This is a genomic window from Prochlorococcus marinus str. MIT 9515, from assembly GCF_000015665.1.
In the GTDB taxonomy this organism is placed as follows: domain Bacteria; phylum Cyanobacteriota; class Cyanobacteriia; order PCC-6307; family Cyanobiaceae; genus Prochlorococcus_A; species Prochlorococcus_A marinus_P.
Window position 1 is genome coordinate 1553172 of sequence record NC_008817.1, and the last position, 18012, is coordinate 1571183.

Annotated in this window: 18 protein-coding genes and 1 tRNA gene; 5 read left to right on the top strand and 14 right to left on the bottom strand. The window is 30.0% G+C overall.

Features of this window, described 5'->3' with window-relative positions; translation table 11 throughout:
* Positions 1–84: 84 nt before the first annotated feature.
* Genes P9515_RS08460 through P9515_RS08470 form a run of 3 tightly spaced genes read right to left on the bottom strand, consistent with a single transcriptional unit; the run spans position 85 to position 3800 of the window.
* Complete coding sequence (locus P9515_RS08460) at positions 85–1458, bottom strand: sensor histidine kinase (protein ID WP_011821059.1); 1374 nt, start codon at positions 1456–1458, stop codon at positions 85–87.
* Entirely contained in the window at positions 1455–2726 is a 1272-nt protein-coding gene (gene rodA, locus P9515_RS08465) for a rod shape-determining protein RodA (RefSeq protein WP_011821060.1), read from the bottom strand. The genes P9515_RS08460 and rodA overlap by 4 nt, the downstream gene beginning before the upstream one ends.
* A gap of 6 nt (positions 2727–2732) precedes the next feature.
* Positions 2733–3800: an Mrp/NBP35 family ATP-binding protein gene (locus P9515_RS08470; protein ID WP_011821061.1), complete on the bottom strand. Its 1068-nt coding sequence runs from the start codon at positions 3798–3800 to the stop codon at positions 2733–2735.
* A 159-nt stretch (positions 3801–3959) separates the two neighbouring features.
* Between P9515_RS08470 and hemF the strand changes: the two genes are divergently transcribed.
* On the top strand, positions 3960–4988 hold the full coding sequence (hemF, locus tag P9515_RS08475; protein WP_011821062.1) for an oxygen-dependent coproporphyrinogen oxidase: 1029 nt from the start codon (positions 3960–3962) through the stop codon (positions 4986–4988).
* Positions 4989–5017: 29 nt separating this feature from the next.
* Here hemF and P9515_RS08480 read toward each other — a convergent pair whose 3' ends face one another.
* Positions 5018–5578, bottom strand: coding sequence for a cofactor assembly of complex C subunit B (locus P9515_RS08480; protein ID WP_041710660.1), 561 nt, complete (start codon positions 5576–5578; stop codon positions 5018–5020).
* A gap of 168 nt (positions 5579–5746) precedes the next feature.
* Between P9515_RS08480 and P9515_RS08485 the strand changes: the two genes are divergently transcribed.
* Positions 5747–6388, top strand: coding sequence for a ribonuclease D (locus tag P9515_RS08485; RefSeq protein WP_011821064.1), 642 nt, complete (start codon positions 5747–5749; stop codon positions 6386–6388).
* On the opposite strand, the gene P9515_RS08490 is transcribed toward P9515_RS08485, so the two are convergent.
* Entirely contained in the window at positions 6389–6655 is a 267-nt protein-coding gene (locus tag P9515_RS08490; RefSeq protein ID WP_011821065.1) for a hypothetical protein, read from the bottom strand.
* Positions 6656–6690: 35 nt separating this feature from the next.
* Positions 6691–7998, bottom strand: a complete 1308-nt coding sequence (locus P9515_RS09400; RefSeq protein WP_011821066.1) for a lipid-A-disaccharide synthase-related protein — start codon at positions 7996–7998, stop codon at positions 6691–6693.
* Here P9515_RS09400 and P9515_RS08500 point away from each other — a divergent pair.
* Positions 7963–8033: transfer RNA gene (locus P9515_RS08500), tRNA-Cys, on the top strand. The two genes, P9515_RS09400 and P9515_RS08500, sit on opposite strands and share 36 nt — an antisense overlap.
* 352 nt (positions 8034–8385) lie before the next feature.
* Here P9515_RS08500 and P9515_RS08505 read toward each other — a convergent pair.
* A complete protein-coding gene (locus P9515_RS08505) occupies positions 8386–9027 on the bottom strand; it encodes a hypothetical protein (protein ID WP_011821068.1) in 642 nt (213 codons plus the stop codon).
* A gap of 134 nt (positions 9028–9161) precedes the next feature.
* Positions 9162–10205: a phosphoribosylformylglycinamidine cyclo-ligase gene (purM, locus tag P9515_RS08510; RefSeq protein ID WP_011821069.1), complete on the bottom strand. Its 1044-nt coding sequence runs from the start codon at positions 10203–10205 to the stop codon at positions 9162–9164.
* 95 nt (positions 10206–10300) lie between these two features.
* On the opposite strand from purM, the gene P9515_RS08515 reads away from it, so the two are divergent.
* Entirely contained in the window at positions 10301–11830 is a 1530-nt protein-coding gene (locus tag P9515_RS08515) for a bifunctional pantoate--beta-alanine ligase/(d)CMP kinase (protein WP_011821070.1), read from the top strand.
* A gap of 1 nt (position 11831) precedes the next feature.
* Here the strand turns inward: P9515_RS08515 and P9515_RS08520 are convergent, their stop codons facing one another.
* Genes P9515_RS08520 through P9515_RS08540 form a run of 5 tightly spaced genes read right to left on the bottom strand, consistent with a single transcriptional unit; the run spans position 11832 to position 15011 of the window.
* Positions 11832–12305: a low molecular weight protein-tyrosine-phosphatase gene (locus P9515_RS08520; RefSeq protein WP_011821071.1), complete on the bottom strand. Its 474-nt coding sequence runs from the start codon at positions 12303–12305 to the stop codon at positions 11832–11834.
* Positions 12306–12318: 13 nt separating this feature from the next.
* Positions 12319–13095 carry a phycoerythrobilin:ferredoxin oxidoreductase gene (locus tag P9515_RS08525; protein WP_011821072.1) on the bottom strand — a complete coding sequence of 259 codons (777 nt, stop codon included), beginning with the start codon at positions 13093–13095 and terminating at the stop codon, positions 12319–12321.
* The gene (locus P9515_RS08530; RefSeq protein WP_011821073.1) at positions 13096–13806 is read right to left on the bottom strand and encodes a 15,16-dihydrobiliverdin:ferredoxin oxidoreductase; all 711 of its coding nucleotides are present in this window, start codon (positions 13804–13806) and stop codon (positions 13096–13098) included.
* Between the two features lie 5 nt (positions 13807–13811).
* Positions 13812–14522, bottom strand: coding sequence for a biliverdin-producing heme oxygenase (locus P9515_RS08535; protein ID WP_011821074.1), 711 nt, complete (start codon positions 14520–14522; stop codon positions 13812–13814).
* 57 nt (positions 14523–14579) lie between these two features.
* The gene (locus P9515_RS08540) at positions 14580–15011 is read right to left on the bottom strand and encodes a hypothetical protein (RefSeq protein ID WP_041710662.1); all 432 of its coding nucleotides are present in this window, start codon (positions 15009–15011) and stop codon (positions 14580–14582) included.
* A 217-nt stretch (positions 15012–15228) separates the two neighbouring features.
* Here P9515_RS08540 and P9515_RS08545 point away from each other — a divergent pair, with 217 nt between their 5' ends.
* Positions 15229–16653 carry an NADP-dependent isocitrate dehydrogenase gene (locus P9515_RS08545; protein ID WP_011821076.1) on the top strand — a complete coding sequence of 475 codons (1425 nt, stop codon included), beginning with the start codon at positions 15229–15231 and terminating at the stop codon, positions 16651–16653.
* Here P9515_RS08545 and P9515_RS08550 read toward each other — a convergent pair whose 3' ends face one another.
* Entirely contained in the window at positions 16654–18006 is a 1353-nt protein-coding gene (locus P9515_RS08550; RefSeq protein ID WP_011821077.1) for a four-carbon acid sugar kinase family protein, read from the bottom strand. It lies immediately after the preceding gene.
* Positions 18007–18012: the final 6 nt, after the last annotated feature.

Genomic DNA, 18012 nt, shown 5'->3' on the forward strand with positions numbered 1-18012 from the left:
GAAACTAGCATTCATATTTTACAAATTTCTTAATTATTAAAAAAGTTTCTACATTATTTAATAAATGAAAAAAGATATGATCAGTTATAAATCACTTGAATCCGAAGTAGGAAAAAATACTGTCAGCCCAGTGTCCCTTCTCTGAGTAACATGGCCTCCTAGACTCGCCAGTAATTTTTGTGTGGCAATCTGACTTAATTGTAAACTTCCTGTCTGAGGATTCCAATTTAGTACTGGACCGATATCTGAACTTATTTCTTTATTATCAATTTGGTTAATACCTATATCAAATTTTTTTACTTTTAATTGAAGCTTTAATTTTTGTCCCGCTGGGCGTAACTCTAAGATTAAACTGCTACCTTCTCTTAATCCTCTTGTGTTTCTGTCGATTAGTCCTCTTAACATTAATTCTAGTTTTTCTGAATCACTCAAAATTTCAGGAAGTTGTTTAGGTATGTCAATTTCCAGTGAAATTCCTCGTCGTTTCAATTGTTTACTCCAAACAGGTACCAATTTATATAAGATTTCCCCTAAATTTATTCTTGCCAATTGATTTGGGAGGGATTCATTATTACTGACAAGTTCCGCAGCATTGAAAATAAGACCAAATCTATCAATTTGCTCATTACACTCATTATCAATTTGAATTAAACGGTTTCTCATTGATTCGTCCATATTATATTTTCTAAGAGTAGAGCTTATTAAAGTCCTTATTGTTGCTAAAGGAGTTCTGACTTCATGAGAAATAACTTGTAATAACTTTGCCTCTGTTAATTGATGCTTTTCATCATCATTTTTAACTGCACTCTGAACACTTAATTTAGGAATTAGGTTTGCCAACTTAGAAGATAAATTAGGCCAAAAATTTTTTTCAAATTCATCATTGATATTAAGATGTCCTAAATTTTTAATTTCATTACGAAAATTAAGCGCCTCCTCAAAATTTTCTTGATTCAATTTCGCATCAATCAACTCAATTACAGTTTTGAGACTCTTTTCATCACATCTCATAAGTAAATTTCTTTTGTTTTTTTCTCCTGCAATTGTTAAAAGACATTGAAAATTTTTTGTAAGAATTATTAAAAAAGGCTCGAAACCATCCTTTTCATTTAAAGTTAGGACTTTGTAATTACGATTAAATTTACTGCTATCTTCTTTGACTTTTCTAGAATGATCTAATGGCAAAAACCCGGCATTATCCATTTGAAAATATGGAAAACCCTCGGGAGACCATAACCAGCCTTTCATTTTACTTAGGCATTTTTTTTCTGTTAGAGCTGGCAAAGGAGAGGCTACCCAAATCCCTCCTTCTTGAGCTGAATGAGAAAGGAAGTTTTCTTGAATAACCGCTAAAGAGGCCCACCAAATCCGCCTAGAAGTCTCATCATCAACATATGTAGTATGTAATCCTTGCAAAAGTAAATCTTGAATTTTCTTTATAGTTATTTGAGATTTCATTTATTTCGTAGTGATCTAGAGCGATTTAATGTAGATAATGCCAAGCCAATGCATATAAAATTAATCAATAAAGAAGTCCTACCATAACTCATGAAAGGTAGCGGTATTCCTGTTACTGGGCCTAATCCAATAGTCATGAATAAGTTAATAATAATTTGAAATAAGAATGTTGAAGCTATACCAATAACTATTAATGACTCAAAATTAGTTCTCGCATTTTTTGATATCTTTACGAGTTGACTAATCAAAATAAAAAATAAAAAAAGAACCAGTATGCACCCTAAAAAGCCTAATTCCTCTCCTAAAGCACTAAATATAAAATCGGTATGTTGTTCAGGTATAAATTGTAAATTTGTCAGTTTACCATTTAATAAACCAGTACCAAAAAGTCCTCCGGAACCAATTGCTATTTTACTTTGTATTAAATGATATCCCCCACCTAATGGATCCCTATTGGGATCTAAGAACAAAATTAATCTATCTTTTTGATAATCTTTTAAGCCGAATTCCCACATAATAGGTGTCAACTTAACAACTAATGAATGTAGGGCTAATGTAAAAATAGAGAAGCTAATTTTATTTTGAGAAGACCTATAAGCTAAATAACCCATAAAAGGAATCCAAAAAATAAGCAAGTTTGGAGAAACGAAATAGAATACTGATGTTAAAAGACAAAATCCTAAAATGAGTATCCACTCTATGGGCATCTTGGACCAATAAAGCATTACAAAAGTCAATACTATTAAAACCAAAGAAGTTCCTAAATCAGGTTGAAAAAATATTAACAACCAAGGAACAACCACTATAAAAAAAGGAAATAGTAGATCTTTTATAGAAGAAATAGATTTTTTTTCTAGCACTAAAGCAAGAATTAAAATCGTACTCAATTTAGCGACTTCCGATGGTTGAAAAGAAAAAATGCCTAAGCTAAGCCATCTTTGAGCTCCATAAATTGAGAGCCCAAAAAAATAAATCAAAAGTAATGAAATTAAAGAACAAAAATAAAACGGGATCAAATATTTTCTAATTCTTTCAATTGGTATGTATGAAATCAAAATCGCTAAAAAATAGCCAAATAAGCCTGTGAAAAGATGATTTAAAAAATCTGATTGTAAAAATTCTATTTGTACACTTTTTATTAAAATACTTGAAATGAAAACCAATACTAAAGGTATTAGAACTAAAGGTGAAAAAAAATTTTTTCGATCAAATTTATCTTTCTTTTGAAAAAATCTCTTATTCTGTAGCAAAGAAATTTCGTTGATCATTTATTGCTAATTAATAAATGTTTTTTTAATTAATAGAGCCAACTCTTTAAATCTAATAGAACTTTCTTTATCTGGTTCACTGATTGAAATTGGAATCCCTTTATTACTCTCATTAACAAGTGTTATTTCAATAGGAATTTGAGCAAGTAATGGCAAATTATTTTCTCCAGCTAAGATTTTTCCACCTCCTTTACCAAAAATTTCATATTTTTTATTGGGCATATCAGGAGGAATAAATACAGACATATTTTCTACAACACCCAATAATGGGACGCCAAGTTGCTTAAACATTGCTAAACCTCTTCTTGCATCTTGCAAAGATACTTGTTGAGGCGTTGTCACAACAATTGCGCCTGAAATAGGGACAGACTGAGATAGAGATATCTGAGCATCTCCTGTCCCTGGAGGTAAATCAATCACCAAAAAGTCAAGATTACTCCATTCAACTTGATAAAGGAATTGTTTTATTATGCTATTTAACATTGGTCCTCGCCATATCACTGGTTGTCCTTCTTCTATCAAAAACCCCATTGAGACTAATGAAATTCCAAACTTATTAATGGGTATTAATCTTGAATCATTACCGCTACCATCTGTCACTGTTGGATTTTCTTCAGTAACTCCAAGCATTGCAGGAGTATTAGGCCCATAAATATCAGCATCTAACAAACCTGTTTTAAGTCCTAATTTAGCTAATGAGCATGCAATATTAACTGCTATCGTACTTTTCCCAACACCTCCTTTACCGCTACTAATAGCAATAATATGTTTTATTCCTTTTATGTTCTTTAACTCAGGAACATTACTTTCACTTTTGGAATTTGATTGAGAAAGGTTGTTATCTATTTCTATTTGTACGTCATTAATATCCTCGAATTGAAGAAGATTATTTCTTACTTCTTTTACTATTCTATCTCTCTGTGAATTTGCGAAGGAGGGTAATGATAGAGTGATTATTATTCTAGGTATAACTACTCTAACGTTTTTAATCCAAGCTAATTCAATGAGATTTTTCTTCGATCCAGAATCCAGAATCTTTGATAAAGCATTATTCGCATCTTCGACTGTAGTCATCAAAATTTTTAAATGATTTTATAGGTTAGTCGACTTGTTAAAAGATTAAGAACTATGTCGAACTATCAAATAATAAGAAATTACTCCCCCTTAAAGGAAATTATAAAGGGAAACGACTAATTAACCAAAAATTTAATTCTTCAATCTCAAGTTAAATAAATGTCTAAAGAACCCCCTAATAATTCAAGAGAAAAGACTAAGAATCTCTTACTAAAATTACAAGATAATATTTGCAAAAACCTGGAAAATATTGATGGGAAAGCAAAATTCACTGAGGAATCTTGGCTTAGAGAAGAAGGTGGAGGAGGGAGATCTAGAGTTTTAAAAAATGGCTCGATTTTTGAGCAGGCTGGAGTCAATTTCTCAGAGGTATATGGTAAAGAGCTTCCTCAGTCAATCATCTCACAAAGACCAGAAGCTAAAGGTCACGAATGGTTTGCCACCGGCACATCAATGGTATTGCATCCTAAAAATCCTTTCATACCCACAGTTCATCTTAATTATCGTTATTTCGAGGCAGGACCAGTTTGGTGGTTTGGTGGAGGTGCCGATCTGACTCCATATTACCCTTATTTATCTGATGTGAGACATTTTCATAAAGAGCATAGTAATGCCTGTGAAAAAGTTAATAAAAAACTTCACCTGGTATTCAAGCCATGGTGTGATGAATATTTCTTTTTGAAACACAGAAATGAATCAAGAGGAATTGGAGGTATCTTTTATGACTATCAAGATGGTTCCGGTAATATCTATAAAGGCAGCAACAAAGATGGCAATGCCTACAAAGAATCTAATAATATTGGCGAGTTAAACTTAAATTGGAATAATTTATTTGCATTAGCAGAAAATTGTGGAGAAGCATTTTTAAGTTCATATCAACCGATAATTGAAAAAAGAGTCAGCCAAAACTACACAAAAGAAGAGAGAGAATTTCAACTTTATAGAAGAGGACGATACGTTGAATTTAATTTAGTTTGGGACAGAGGAACAATTTTTGGATTACAAACAAATGGTAGAACTGAATCTATATTAATGTCATTGCCACCCCTAGCTAGATGGGAATATGGTTATAAAGCCAAGCAAGGATCTAGAGAAGATTTACTCACTAAAATTTTTACAAGGCCTCAAGATTGGCAAAATGATAAGGTTTTAGAAGAATTTTGTTTAGAAAATAATATTTTTGATTAAATATTCTCAAAATTCTGAAGTAATTTTTACTAGATAGGTGTTTTAAACAAAGAACCATCACTTTTTAATTTGAGCCTATCACTCAGTTCATTTTCAAGAGATATTAATTCATCTCTATGAGCTCTTAATCTCATTGAGGTCATATCTTCATTGTTATCATTACTTATTAATCTTAATTCAAATTTTTCTTCCCTAGCTGACTTCTTAAAGTAGATCATTCCTGATAAAGGGCCTCCAATAAAACCTAATAGGATAGGCCACCATCCTAAAGTTGGGAAGATTTGAATAATTACTAACCCTAGAGCACAAGATCCAAAGCCACCAAGCAAACTTAAAAAGATTGCCAATAATTTACTAGATACAACCTGTCCCTTAAAGATTAAAATTCTTTGTTCAAAATTTCCACCAGACTGTTTCCAGCCTCTTAAATTAAGCCATTCATACATTACTTTTAACACTTCTAATGGTTTTTGAGATGAAGTTATTTCAACTACTGTTGTTCTATCTTTACTAGAGGCTCTTAGAAAAAAAAATAAACCTATCCCAAGAAGAATCGTAAGTAATAATGTTGAATTAAGAGAATAAGTCATTAATAAATTTCTTATTATTAGGCTCAAATTGTTTATATAGTTCAACATCATAATATAAATTATGATTTACTACGATTAAACATGAATTAAATTCCAGATAAATAATTGAATCACAAATTTATAAAAATAATGTAAAGTAATAATTAAGGTAAATTTGCGTTAATAATTATGAATAATACTCAAAAAAATGAAAAAATAACTCTCTACAATAATGACATAACCCAAAACTTATATAATATCTATAAGGATTCCTCTTATTTAGCTGTAGATACTGAGGCAATGGGATTAATACATGGAAGAGATCGGCTATGTTTAATTCAAATATCTAATGAATTTCATTTAACTTCATGCATAAAGATAGAACTTAATAACTCAGATTCACCCCACATAAAAAAATTATTTGAAGATAATAAAATAATGAAAATATTTCATTACGCAAGATTTGATGTGGCAGCTCTAAAATGTAACTTAAACATCAATACAAACAATATTTTTTGTACAAAAATAGCTAGTAAATTGGCTAGGACATATACACATAAACATGGCTTAAAAGAGTTAATCCATGAATTAATAGGAATAGAATTAGATAAAAGTTCGCAAAGTAGTGATTGGGGTAGTTGCGAGGATTTATCTGACAAACAAATTGATTATGCTGCGAATGACGTTAAATATCTGATAGAAGCAATGCGCAAATTAAGAATCATTCTTGAGAGAGAAGGAAGATATGACTTGGCTCAGAAATGTTTTCAAACTATTCCGGTTCATTCTGAATTAGATATATTAAAGTTTTCTAATATATTTGAGCATTAATTAATCTTCAGTCATAAAATTGTCTTCATTCTCTAGAGTCGACATAAGTTTATCTAGTATCTTTGAAGAACTTAGCTTTTTCCCATTATCCTTTTCACTTAATTTCAATAAATCTTTCGCAACTTGTCTTTTTTCTTCAATAGTTTTAGAACCTTTTTTTGCAATTTGAATTTCTACCTTTTTCTTCGCTGATGACAAACTTATACTAAGTAAATTAGCTATTTTGGAGCATATTGCTAGATATTCACGATCATTTATAGGATACATTAAAAACTTACAAAACCTTTTTTGATATTACCTTATTAAGCTAACAAACTTAAATTTATGTACTCCACAATTTTTTTACTGGCACCGCTTTTCCCCATTCGTTTCATACCAATTTTCACTTGTTTTAATCTGTGGTGTTTTTTATTAATTAATATCTCTAAATTATCTACAAGAGTTTTTTTATTATCACAGACTAATACGCTACCTCCTAATAATCGAGACTGTCTTTTTGCAAATGATTTTGTAAATTGAGGACCCGCCCCTGGAAGAGAAACTGAGGGTACTCCAAGACCAGTAATTTGTTCTGTAGCTGTACCTGCATTTGATAACCCAACAGAAGCCATATTAGCCCATTTATGAAAAGTACTTTTACCTAACAAAATATATTTATCCTTATTTTTCCAAACTGAATTTTCACCAACCATAAATTGATTATTTCGTTGTTTCGAATAACCATTATTTATTAAATGTTTCTTGATAGTTATAACATTAGCATTAGTACTTAAAGGCAAAAGAATAATCAAATCAGTTGATAATTTTAAATCTTCTAGACAATCTAAAAAAACATCAAGATTATGTAAGGCTTCAGGAAATCTACTACCTATTAATAAAATAATCCTTTTATCTTTAACAAGATTTGTATTTTTTTCATTTTTTTTATCTACAAAATCCATCATTGGATTACCAAAGTATTTCGCACTAATCTTTTTTTTATTTAAATTATTTGCTGTAATTTCATCTCTCATTATTAAACTTTTACATTTAGTAGATCTCATTAGATACATTTCCCAAGGATCCCATTCAGAACCTTTGAATTTATGATAAAAATCACTCAAAGACCATCCCGGGCCACTACTCCATGTATGGTCACTTTTGGGAGTACCAATAAAACTAAATTCACATTTTGAACTCCATGCAAAAAATAAAGGCAACAAATCCCCTACAGCAATAATTTTGTAATGATCTTTTGCCTTTCCTCTTATAATTAAAAAATTTTTTAAATTATGTATCAAAAAACCTGCAAATAAATCAAGAATAAAACCCTTAACACTCTGATTACTAAAACCTCCGCTTGGTAATTCTGCAAGATGACCAATTTTACTAAAATTTTTTGACTGAATTGAGTCAAACACTTTACCATTTCCAACCAATGGCATAACTTCAATTGTTTTAATTTTTATTTTTTTTAAAAATCTTTTTATTATTTCTAATGCGATTACATCTTCACCATGCCCATTACATATAATTAATAGAGATTGAGACGGGTTACTGGTAGGATCATTAGGTGATTCAACAAAATCTCTATCGGCGGCATGGCCAAGTGGTAAGGCAGAGGATTGCAAATCCTTTATCCCCAGTTCGAATCTGGGTGCCGCCTTTTTAAATTTTTTAATAAATTTAGCTATAGTTCTTTCCAGAACGGTAAGTTTATCAAATCGTTTGTTCATCAAATATCTTAAGTGAGCTTACAAAAGCTAATTAGCAATTTTATAAATATTAAAATACATAATATTATTATCCTATTTAATTAGGAGAAAACAAAATCTATTTTTCATTTTTTCTAAAGTTAATCTTTCTAATAGTCATTATCAGCAACACATATACCCAAACAACGTATTCCATTGGAAGCAGTCCTTTGACAGTGATCACATAAAATCTTATTTTTATCTAAAGAAATTCTAGTTTGTTTTTTATTACTGGTTTTATCACTTTTCGAATCAATATTTAGCTCATAAACTTGCATCGTTATTATTCTTGCTTGATTCGATACTAACAACAAGAGAGGGATTAGTGTTAGAAGAGGGTATATCCATAATCTTTACAGTTTCTTTTGGTTCAGCAATAACTTCACTTTTTTTAGGATTATCATCTACCGAACATGCTTCTAAAGCTTCTCTCAGAAGAGAATCAAAAGTAGCCCCAGGTAATCTATGTCTTGCAACCTCAAGAAAAGTTCTTGGTAATGATTCAGAAGCTGCATCTCTTAAAGCAGGATTATTCTTTCTATGATCTTGTTCTTCTTCTATTGATTTTATAAATCTTAGCGTAACATCTCTTTTAGTAGAAGCTTTTATCAAAGTATCATTTTCAGGATTTGTAGAATTTGGTTCATTCTCAAGATCGCATAACCTTTTCTCAAGGCTATCTAAAACCTCATTAGCCTCTTTACTTATATGAGCTAGTTGTCCATCAGATAAATTTGGTAAATCAGCAACAAAAACCTTTCCATGATCTCGCAAAGTTAAAAAAGTTGGCCTAGGTCCTTGATTTTGGCGCCCATTAAAATCTGAATTACCTAATGGTCTTTTTGGAGGTGTAGGTCCTGCTGAACTACGTCTACGTGTAATTCTTTGATTATTTTCAAAGGGCATTGAATTAAAGTTAAATCTACTTACTTAAATCTCCGATATAACTCGGCGGTAGTCCTATTATATTACACCTAACTTTTTCATTTGTGTAGTTAAATTTAATTTGTAATTTCTCAATAAAAGTTAATACGAGAGATCTAAATTAATATTTCAGGTAAAAATTCATTCTCTTTTGAATTATCTTTCTTAAGAACCTTCCCTAAGACCCAACTTTTCACATCATTATCTTCACAAATATTTAAAATCTCATCCTTAAATTTCTTATCAATTATTAAACAAAATCCAACCCCTAGATTAAATGTATTCCAAAAATCCTTTTCAGGAATCTGACCAACATCCTTTAAATATTTAAATAAAACCGGAATATCCCAAGACTTCGTATCTATGTAAGGAATAAAATCGGCAGACATACATCTTGGTAAATTTTCAGGAATTCCTCCTCCAGTTATATGAGACATGCCCTTAATTTCAATATTCTGAGATAAAATTTGATTTATGAGCTTAAAGTAAATTTTCGTGGGCTGTAGTAATTGACTATAAAAATCTAAGTGATACATTTTTTCAAATTTCTTATGAATTTGATCATTATTTTCAATAATTTTTCTGACTAAACTAAATCCATTACTATGAATACCATTACTTTGTAATGCAATTATCAAATCATTTTCACCTATTTTTTTACCATTAATTAATTTTTCCTCATCAACTATTCCCACACAAAATCCTGCTAAATCATACTTATTCTTTGAATAAAATCCAGGCATTTCTGCAGTTTCTCCTCCAAGTAAAGAGCAGTTATTTTCTAAGCAACTATAAGAAATACCTTTAACAACTTCTAATAATTGATTTTTTTCAAGCTTCCCTGTAGCAATATAATCAAGAAAAAATAGCGGTTTTGCACCAGTTGTAATTATGTCGTTCATACACATTGCGACCAAATCAATACCTACTTCGAAATGAAAGTTCTTACTTTGTGCCAACTCTAGTTTTGTCCCAACACCATCAGTTCCTGAAACTAAAATAGGTTTTTTTAAACCCTCAAGAGGTATTTTGAATAGGCCGCCAAACCCGCCTATCCCTTCGATTACATTAGATGAATGAGTTGACTCAACAGCTTGTTTAATTTCTGAGACAAATTCTCTTCCAGCTTTTATGTCAACTCCTGATGTTTTGTAATCCATGAAGTAAAAATGATAGAATTGTCCTATATAGATGTTCCTCCGTAGATCGCTTTTGTCCAGTAATTATTTATTAAATAGATTTATTTTTTAAAAAAGTGAACAAGATAATAAGAAAAATAGAAGAACTTGAAGAATGGCGCCGCCACCTTAAAAGTGATATTAATTTTATACCAACTATGGGTAATCTGCATTATGGTCATCAAAAATTAATATCCACAGCAAAAAGTTCAAATTGCAATATTAACTTAGTAAGTATTTTTGTGAATCCACTTCAATTTGATAGTAAAAAAGATCTTAAAAGCTACCCAAAAACTGTTGATAAAGATATTGAAATTGCTTTTTCTACTGGCACAGATGTAATTTTTATTCCTAATACCATTGATATCTATCCCCCAAATAATAAAAGTATTAGTTATCTGAAAGCTTCTAAAGAACTATCTTCAGCATTATGTGGCATTACAAGAAAAGGTCATTTTGATGGAGTTTGTACTGTTATTTATAGATTACTAAAACTTATACAGCCAAAAAATCTTTATTTAGGAGAAAAAGACTGGCAGCAGCTATTAATCTTGAAAAACCTAGTATCAGAAAAAAAATTAAACATCAATATTTTATCTATTCCGACCCAAAGAGATTCTGATGGTATCCCATTTAGTTCACGTAACAATCTTTTATCTAAAAATGAAAAAACAATTGTAAAATTTTTTTCAAATGAACTAGTCCATTCACAAAAAGTTTTTAAAAAGGATAAAAAGATTGAATTAAATCAAATTATCAAAAAGCTACAATCTAAAAATATTTCTATTGAATATTTAGAACATCTAAACGCTTATAGCTTGAAAAAAGTACAAAAGGAAGATAATATTTCGATTTTAGCTGGTGCGATAAAATGTGGAAAAACAAGATTAATTGATCACGTTTTTCTTATGAAAAGAAATCCAATTATTGCGATTGATGGACCAGCAGGTTCAGGGAAAAGTACCATAACAAAATTAATTGCAAAGAAGTTAAAGTTTTTATATTTAGACACTGGAGCAATGTATAGAGCACTAAGTTGGCTTTTAATAAAAGAAAAGATTGACTATAATGAAAAATCTGAATTGAACAAAATCCTTAGTAATGTATCTATAATTTTCAAAACAAATTCTATTTCCCACCAGGATGTATTCATAAATAAATTTTGTGTAACTGAAGAAATTCGTTCGCAAAAAATAAGTTCTATTGTTTCTAAAATTTCATCAATAAAAGAAATTAGAGATTTTTTAGTGAAAGAACAAAGAAAAATTGGAGAATCAGGAGGATTAGTAGCTGAAGGAAGAGACATCGGATCAACAGTTTTTCCTGATGCAGAAATTAAAATATACTTAACTGCTAGTATTGAGGAAAGAGCGAAAAGAAGAAAGTCTGAACTAGATATCAGAGGTTCAAAAGAGATTGACTTTAATCAATTAAAAGAACTTATAAGGAAAAGAGATTTGGATGATTCTACTAGAGAAATTTCCCCACTCACTAAAGCAAAGGGCGCAATTGAACTGATCACTGACGGATATTCTATAAATGAAGTCGTAGAAAAAATTATTAATATTTACAATTTCAAAATTCCTAAAGAGATTCAAATTGAATAACTCAACAAATCGTATTCAAGAAGCCACTTACAGAGTCTTCTAAGATATCAAGGACGTGATCAAATCCATCATCGCCGCCAAAATAAGGATCAGGCACTTCTGTTTCTTCAAAAACAGATCTAAAATTTTGTATCTTGTTTATTGATGAAAAATCAGATAATGATTTTCTAGATTTAAGGGCGCTAATATTTTCAAAATTAGAGTCATCCATTGCAACTATATAGTTAAATATCTCAAAATCTTTAGAATTAATTTGTCTAGCTCTACTTAAAATTTCCAAACCTCTTTTATGTGCCGCTTTTCTCATTCTATTATCAGCTTTCTTACCTATGTGCCAACCACCAGTTCCGGCTGAATCAACTATAAAATTATTATTAAATCCTTTTTTATTAATTAAATTAATAAAAATTGCTTCAGCAGCTGGAGACCTGCAGATATTACCTAAACATACAAAAAGGACAGATTGTTTTTTCATCTAATTTCAAAACTTAATTATAAACTTTATTAGTGGAAAATAATACTTTATTAATTAAGGATTCAGTAAAATCTTTGCCAAATAAACTTGATAACATTGGTCTGGCGGGGTCTTTATTTCTTCTATAGTTCAAATAATTATTTTGACCATTAATTATTTCTTGCTGCAAACCTTGATCAACTTCTTCACTTGTAAAGAGAGTGTTTAGATACAATACCAAATATTCTTTAAATGAATGATAAAGTTGATTTTCTATCAAATAATCACTATTTTTATGTTTTGGTAATCTTGACCAGATTAATCCTGGAGAAAAAAATCTTGAGACTTCTTCAGACATCTTTTCTGCGATAGGAAGGGATTTATGACACGATTTTTTGAGTTTTACAAGTTGGTCGAGTAATTCAGAGTTAAACTGATTTTCTACTTTTAATGATGGCTGAAAATCTAAAACTAATAAATGATTTTTAGGTAATGAGACAAAATCCACTCCTAAGAATGGTATGTTAAATCTGGTACTTGGAATAATCAAAAAATTCAAAACAGAATAACTTGGACTATTAATACATACAGCTCTTGCAAAATTAATTCTTTCCCTATGCGTTGCACCCCAAGTAAACAGACTTACATTATTTTGTGATTTTGATGAACCATAGGTTGACTCTTTGTAAGAGAACGCAGAAGGTATTTCATGTTCCAAGCAGTGATATTTTGCTAATTGAGAAATTAAGAGTTTTATGAAATTAGACCATCTCCATTCCTTTTTATAAAAAATAGTATTTTGAATTAGCATTTAATCTTTAGAATAATTATTTAAGGTAAAGAGAAAATTATTAATAAAATTGCAAGTCCAATTTTCACCAAAAAAACTTTTAAATAACTTATCTGCAGGATCTTTTTCAGCACTATATTTATCATAATCTATTTGTTTATTTTTGATTTGCTCATAATTTAAAAACTGATTATTTTGATTCAATTTATTAATCCTTAAATAATCACTAACAAACAAATAAAAAATACTATTTAAATCTCTATCAAGATTTAATTTATTACCTCTACAAATCATTACCCATGGCGAAAAATATTTTTTTGAATCATATATATTTTTCATTTTATTATTATCAAATACGGAATATTTTTTTTTAATAAAATCTAAACTTGAGCAATATTGATAGAGATATTTTTTTTCTTGAATTAAAGGTTGATAATCAAAAATCGCTAATAACTTTTGAGAAGTACCAAACCACAAAATATCAGCACCTAAGATAGGAGATTCACTTTTGAAGTTTGGATAAGCCACAGTATTAAAAACTTGGAGTTTATCACCCCCATCTAATTTGGTAACTCTCCACTTTCTATATTGAGGAGATTCAAAAAGCCAATTTTTTATAATATATTTTGAGTCTTTATTATGATATTCTTGAAATTCCTTTGATATTTCTAATTCTTTACCATCTAAATCTTCAATACTTTTTTTTAAAAAATTTTTTAATGAGTCAAACATAAATATTAAGTTTCTGTACTTCCCTTCCTCACTTTCTTTGTGAGGTAATTAAAAACAATTTTACCTAATACACCAATCAAGTTTCCCTCTAGCTCCTTAAACATTTTCATATTATAAGTAAAGGCTTTATTGGCTTCATCGATAATTTCATCAGCAATAGTTTGATTTATTGGGAGTTGATTTAAAGTCTTAGAATATTCTTCTTTAAATTTTTTTTCGTCACCAATATTTTTAAATTCATAAAAATTCAAACCATTATTTCCATCCAAATTTAAAGCTTTTTTTGCTATTTTTTTTAAAATTTGACCGCCAGATAGATCTCCTATATATCGTGTATAGTGATGGCCAACCAATAATTCTGGCGATGTTTGTGCCACAAGATGTATTCGTTTAACATATTCTTCTGCCGATTTAGAAATATTAATTTCATTTTTCCAATCATCTCCAAAATAAAATTTCAGATCATTCTCAAGTGTTTCTGTTCTAAATAATGATTTAAATCCAATAGGTTTTATTACAGGATGTTCCTCCTTAACCAATCTTTCTATTTCTTCTTCCATCGCTTGATAAACAAAATATAAATCACTTATTAGTTTTCTATATGATTTTTTTTCAACAACGCCTTTTAAAAAACAAGCTACGAAGCCAGTATTTTCAGCCATTGTGTGGGACTTTTTTGTCCCTTCTCTTAATTGTCCTGCAAGAGCAACTGCCATTTATGTATTTTTTGATTTGTACATATATGTAATGTACAAGGAAAATAGATAAAACAACTAATTTTTGTTACCAGTGGATGTTGTAGAGAATAAATTGTAAAGTTCTTTACACACTAAAAAAAGATTATCTTTTTGTTCCTTCTGAGGTAAGTGTGTTCCTGTCATCTCCCACTCGCCGATAGTTGCCACTCTCCACCTTTCAGCAGGAATTATCATTCCACGCATTATTATTCCTAATAACTTGGGTACTTCATTTTCACAATTATTTTCAATTCTCAACTGAAGCAAAACTGCTCTACATTCAATACTTGGGCTCCAGCCTGGGAAATGAAAAGAAAAGTCAAGAGTATCTATCCAATCTTTATCGTTTGAATTATCCCAAGGACTAAAATTGACACTCGCATCCGGAAAATATTTACGAAATAAAGCAGCCGTAGTGGCTACTTTATTAGCTATTTCAAAATTGCTAACATTTGAACTTGCATTCATGAATAGACATAGCATTTGATTGAAAATGACATAATTTGTTTAGGCTTGCTTATTAAATTCTTTTTCTTTTAACAAAAATGTTGAAATGCTGATCAATAAACTATTCTTTATTCACATTTGAATAATTCATTTCTAACTTACAAAAAATATTCTAAATTTCAATTTAAGATATCTAGTAATCTAATTTATTAATTTTATTTCTATTAATTCAAGAGCTATGCCTAAATTTGAAAAATTAAATTTACCTTCAGAAGGGGAGTTAATTACTTTTAATCACGGCAAGCCTAATGTTCCCAATAATCCCATCGTTCCATATATAAGAGGAGACGGAACTGGGGTAGATATATGGCCAGCTAGCCGACTAGTTCTTGATGAAGCAATAAAAAAAAGCTATGGAGATGAAAGAAAAATTAATTGGTTCAAAGTATATGCAGGTGATGAAGCGTGTGAAATATATGGAACTTATAACTATTTACCCCAAGATACTATTGAAGCTATAAAACACTTTGGAGTTGCAATCAAAGGCCCATTAACAACTCCCGTTGGAGGGGGGATTAGATCTTTAAATGTTGCACTAAGACAAATTTTTGATTTATATAGTTGTGTCAGACCATGCAAATACTATTCAGGCACTCCTAGTCCTCATAAAAATCCGCAAAATTTGGACGTAATTGTTTATAGAGAAAATACAGAGGATATTTATATGGGTATTGAGTGGGAATCTGATGATGATACTTGCGTTGATTTAATAAATCACTTAAATAATGTGGTCATTCCTAGTAGCAAAAATCTAAAAAACAGATCAATACCCAACGGTTCAAGCATTGGGATCAAACCTGTTAGTAAACTTGGCAGCCAAAGGCATATCAGAAAGGCTATAGAACATGCAAAAAGATTGTCAGGTGACAAAAAGCATGTAACTCTTGTTCATAAGGGCAATATCATGAAATATACCGAAGGCGCCTTTAGAGATTGGGGATATGAATTAGCAGTAAATGAATTCCGATCTGATTGTATTACCGAAAGAGAAAGCTGGATTTTAGACAATATTCAAAAATTTCCAGAAATTACAATTGAAAATAATGCCAGAATGATTGAACCTGGCTACGACAAACTAACAAGTAATAAACAATTTTTTATTTGCGAAGAAATAAAGGAAGTAATAGCCTCTATTTCCAATACTCATGGAGATAATAAATGGAAAAAACTCGTCATGGTTGATGATCGTATAGCTGATAGCATTTTCCAGCAAATCCAAACCCGACCTCAAGAATATTCAATTCTCGCGACCTTGAACTTAAACGGAGATTATATTTCTGATGCCGCAGCTGCAATAGTAGGTGGCTTAGGTATGGCCCCCGGAGCAAATATTGGTGATCATGCCGCGATTTTTGAAGCAACACATGGAACCGCTCCTAAGCATGCCGGATTAAACAAAATTAATCCGGGCTCAGTAATTCTTAGTGGAGTAATGATGCTTGAATATTTTGGATGGGAAGAGGCAGCGAATCTAATAACTTCTGGGATTAGTAGAGCTATTGAAGAAAAAAAAGTTACCTATGATCTGGCCCGATTAATGGAACCAAAGGTAGAACCACTCTCATGCAGTGGTTTTGCTGAAGCAATTATCTCAAATTTTTAATTATAAGAGTTTTTTATTTTCTAAAATTTTCCATACGGTTACCAATGACTCTTGGCTGCCAATATTTCCTGGAAAGGTAACTATTGGAAGATTCTCTTCATTTTCAAGTTTTAAAGTAACTAGAGAAATCCCTGTAATTATTTGTCCTTGCAAATAAACATAATTGGCTTTTAGTCCATTGCTAAGAATAACATTTGAAGTTATTCCGCCTTTAGATACTAAATAACCTATTTCATTTTTCAAATCTGCAACCAATTCAGAAATGAAATTGGCGAGAGAATTATATAAATTTATTTGCTGATGATTATCATCAAGAGAAACTTCTTTTCTCGACGTAAAGATAACTGGAGTTTTTCCTTTCTTTAAGATACATCTGATTTTATCTATAAATTTATTTTTAAACAAAATTAATTTAGCTGACTCTTGTTTAGATGCAAAAATTTTATAAAATTCAAAAACATCCAATTCTATTAATTCACAATCACTAATATCTAAAAATTGTTTTAATTGTATTGTTGAAAGTTCTACATAAGATCCTACAATAATCATTCCTGGAAGAAACTTCTTTTCTCTATTTCTTCTTCTGAGGTTAGAGTAAAAAAATGGTTGTTGGCAATTATTTTTTATTCCAGAAATTGAACTAATAAAACTTGCAGCAGTTCTAAAAAGAAATTTCTTTTCTTTTATTAATTTATTTATCGCTAGAGAAAACTTTTTAAGTTGAGAATAATTCTCTACATCTACAATTACATGAGAATTTTTTTTCAAATTCTTTAATTTTTTATAAACAATATTATTCTCATTGGTTTCGAGAATATTTAACTCTTGTGATTTTAAATTTTGGATATCATTTAAATTTATTTGCAATTTACTTTTCTGAAATAATAAATTTTTAATATTACTTGTCTTAAATCCAAAAATTTTATCTTTTGCAAAAATTGTCTGACTTACAGGAATATTATCAACGAAATGAAGTCCATCAATTGTAAACCTTTTGCCTTCAATAAATGCTGGGATATGAAAAGTAGCATCAAAAGGCCCCAAACAATCATTTATTACATCAGGCTCTAAAAAATTATGTCCTCGAAGAGTAGAATCCCCTCTACTCACAATAATAATTTTTTCTTTGTACCTTTCGGAGCAGATAACACTTTTAATAGCATTACAAATATCTTCTAATCTTAATTTCGCATCTTTTTCTGATAAGGATCTCGTATTTGCCAAAATAAAAAATAAATTAGATTTACTTTTAAATCCTTTGATTAAAGTATTACGATCCCACTTCAATAGCAACAAACAATTATTTACAGTTTGCGAACCTGTTGGATCATCATCAATAACAATTATCTTCATAAGTAT

Excerpts from the sequence above, each read along its gene's own strand:
- P9515_RS08460 (WP_011821059.1), bottom strand. The coding sequence starts at position 1,458 with ATGAAATCTCAAATAACTATAAAGAAAATTCAAGATTTACTTTTGCAA.
- rodA (WP_011821060.1), bottom strand. The coding sequence starts at position 2,726 with ATGATCAACGAAATTTCTTTGCTACAGAATAAGAGATTTTTTCAAAAG.
- P9515_RS08470 (WP_011821061.1), bottom strand. The coding sequence starts at position 3,800 with ATGACTACAGTCGAAGATGCGAATAATGCTTTATCAAAGATTCTGGAT.
- hemF (WP_011821062.1), top strand. The coding sequence starts at position 3,960 with ATGTCTAAAGAACCCCCTAATAATTCAAGAGAAAAGACTAAGAATCTC.
- P9515_RS08480 (WP_041710660.1), bottom strand. The coding sequence starts at position 5,578 with ATGACTTATTCTCTTAATTCAACATTATTACTTACGATTCTTCTTGGG.
- P9515_RS08485 (WP_011821064.1), top strand. The coding sequence starts at position 5,747 with ATGAATAATACTCAAAAAAATGAAAAAATAACTCTCTACAATAATGAC.
- P9515_RS08490 (WP_011821065.1), bottom strand. The coding sequence starts at position 6,655 with ATGTATCCTATAAATGATCGTGAATATCTAGCAATATGCTCCAAAATA.
- P9515_RS08505 (WP_011821068.1), bottom strand. The coding sequence starts at position 9,027 with ATGCCCTTTGAAAATAATCAAAGAATTACACGTAGACGTAGTTCAGCA.
- purM (WP_011821069.1), bottom strand. The coding sequence starts at position 10,205 with ATGGATTACAAAACATCAGGAGTTGACATAAAAGCTGGAAGAGAATTT.
- P9515_RS08520 (WP_011821071.1), bottom strand. The coding sequence starts at position 12,305 with ATGAAAAAACAATCTGTCCTTTTTGTATGTTTAGGTAATATCTGCAGG.
- P9515_RS08525 (WP_011821072.1), bottom strand. The coding sequence starts at position 13,095 with ATGCTAATTCAAAATACTATTTTTTATAAAAAGGAATGGAGATGGTCT.
- P9515_RS08530 (WP_011821073.1), bottom strand. The coding sequence starts at position 13,806 with ATGTTTGACTCATTAAAAAATTTTTTAAAAAAAAGTATTGAAGATTTA.
- P9515_RS08535 (WP_011821074.1), bottom strand. The coding sequence starts at position 14,522 with ATGGCAGTTGCTCTTGCAGGACAATTAAGAGAAGGGACAAAAAAGTCC.
- P9515_RS08540 (WP_041710662.1), bottom strand. The coding sequence starts at position 15,011 with ATGAATGCAAGTTCAAATGTTAGCAATTTTGAAATAGCTAATAAAGTA.
- P9515_RS08545 (WP_011821076.1), top strand. The coding sequence starts at position 15,229 with ATGCCTAAATTTGAAAAATTAAATTTACCTTCAGAAGGGGAGTTAATT.
- P9515_RS08550 (WP_011821077.1), bottom strand. The coding sequence starts at position 18,006 with ATGAAGATAATTGTTATTGATGATGATCCAACAGGTTCGCAAACTGTA.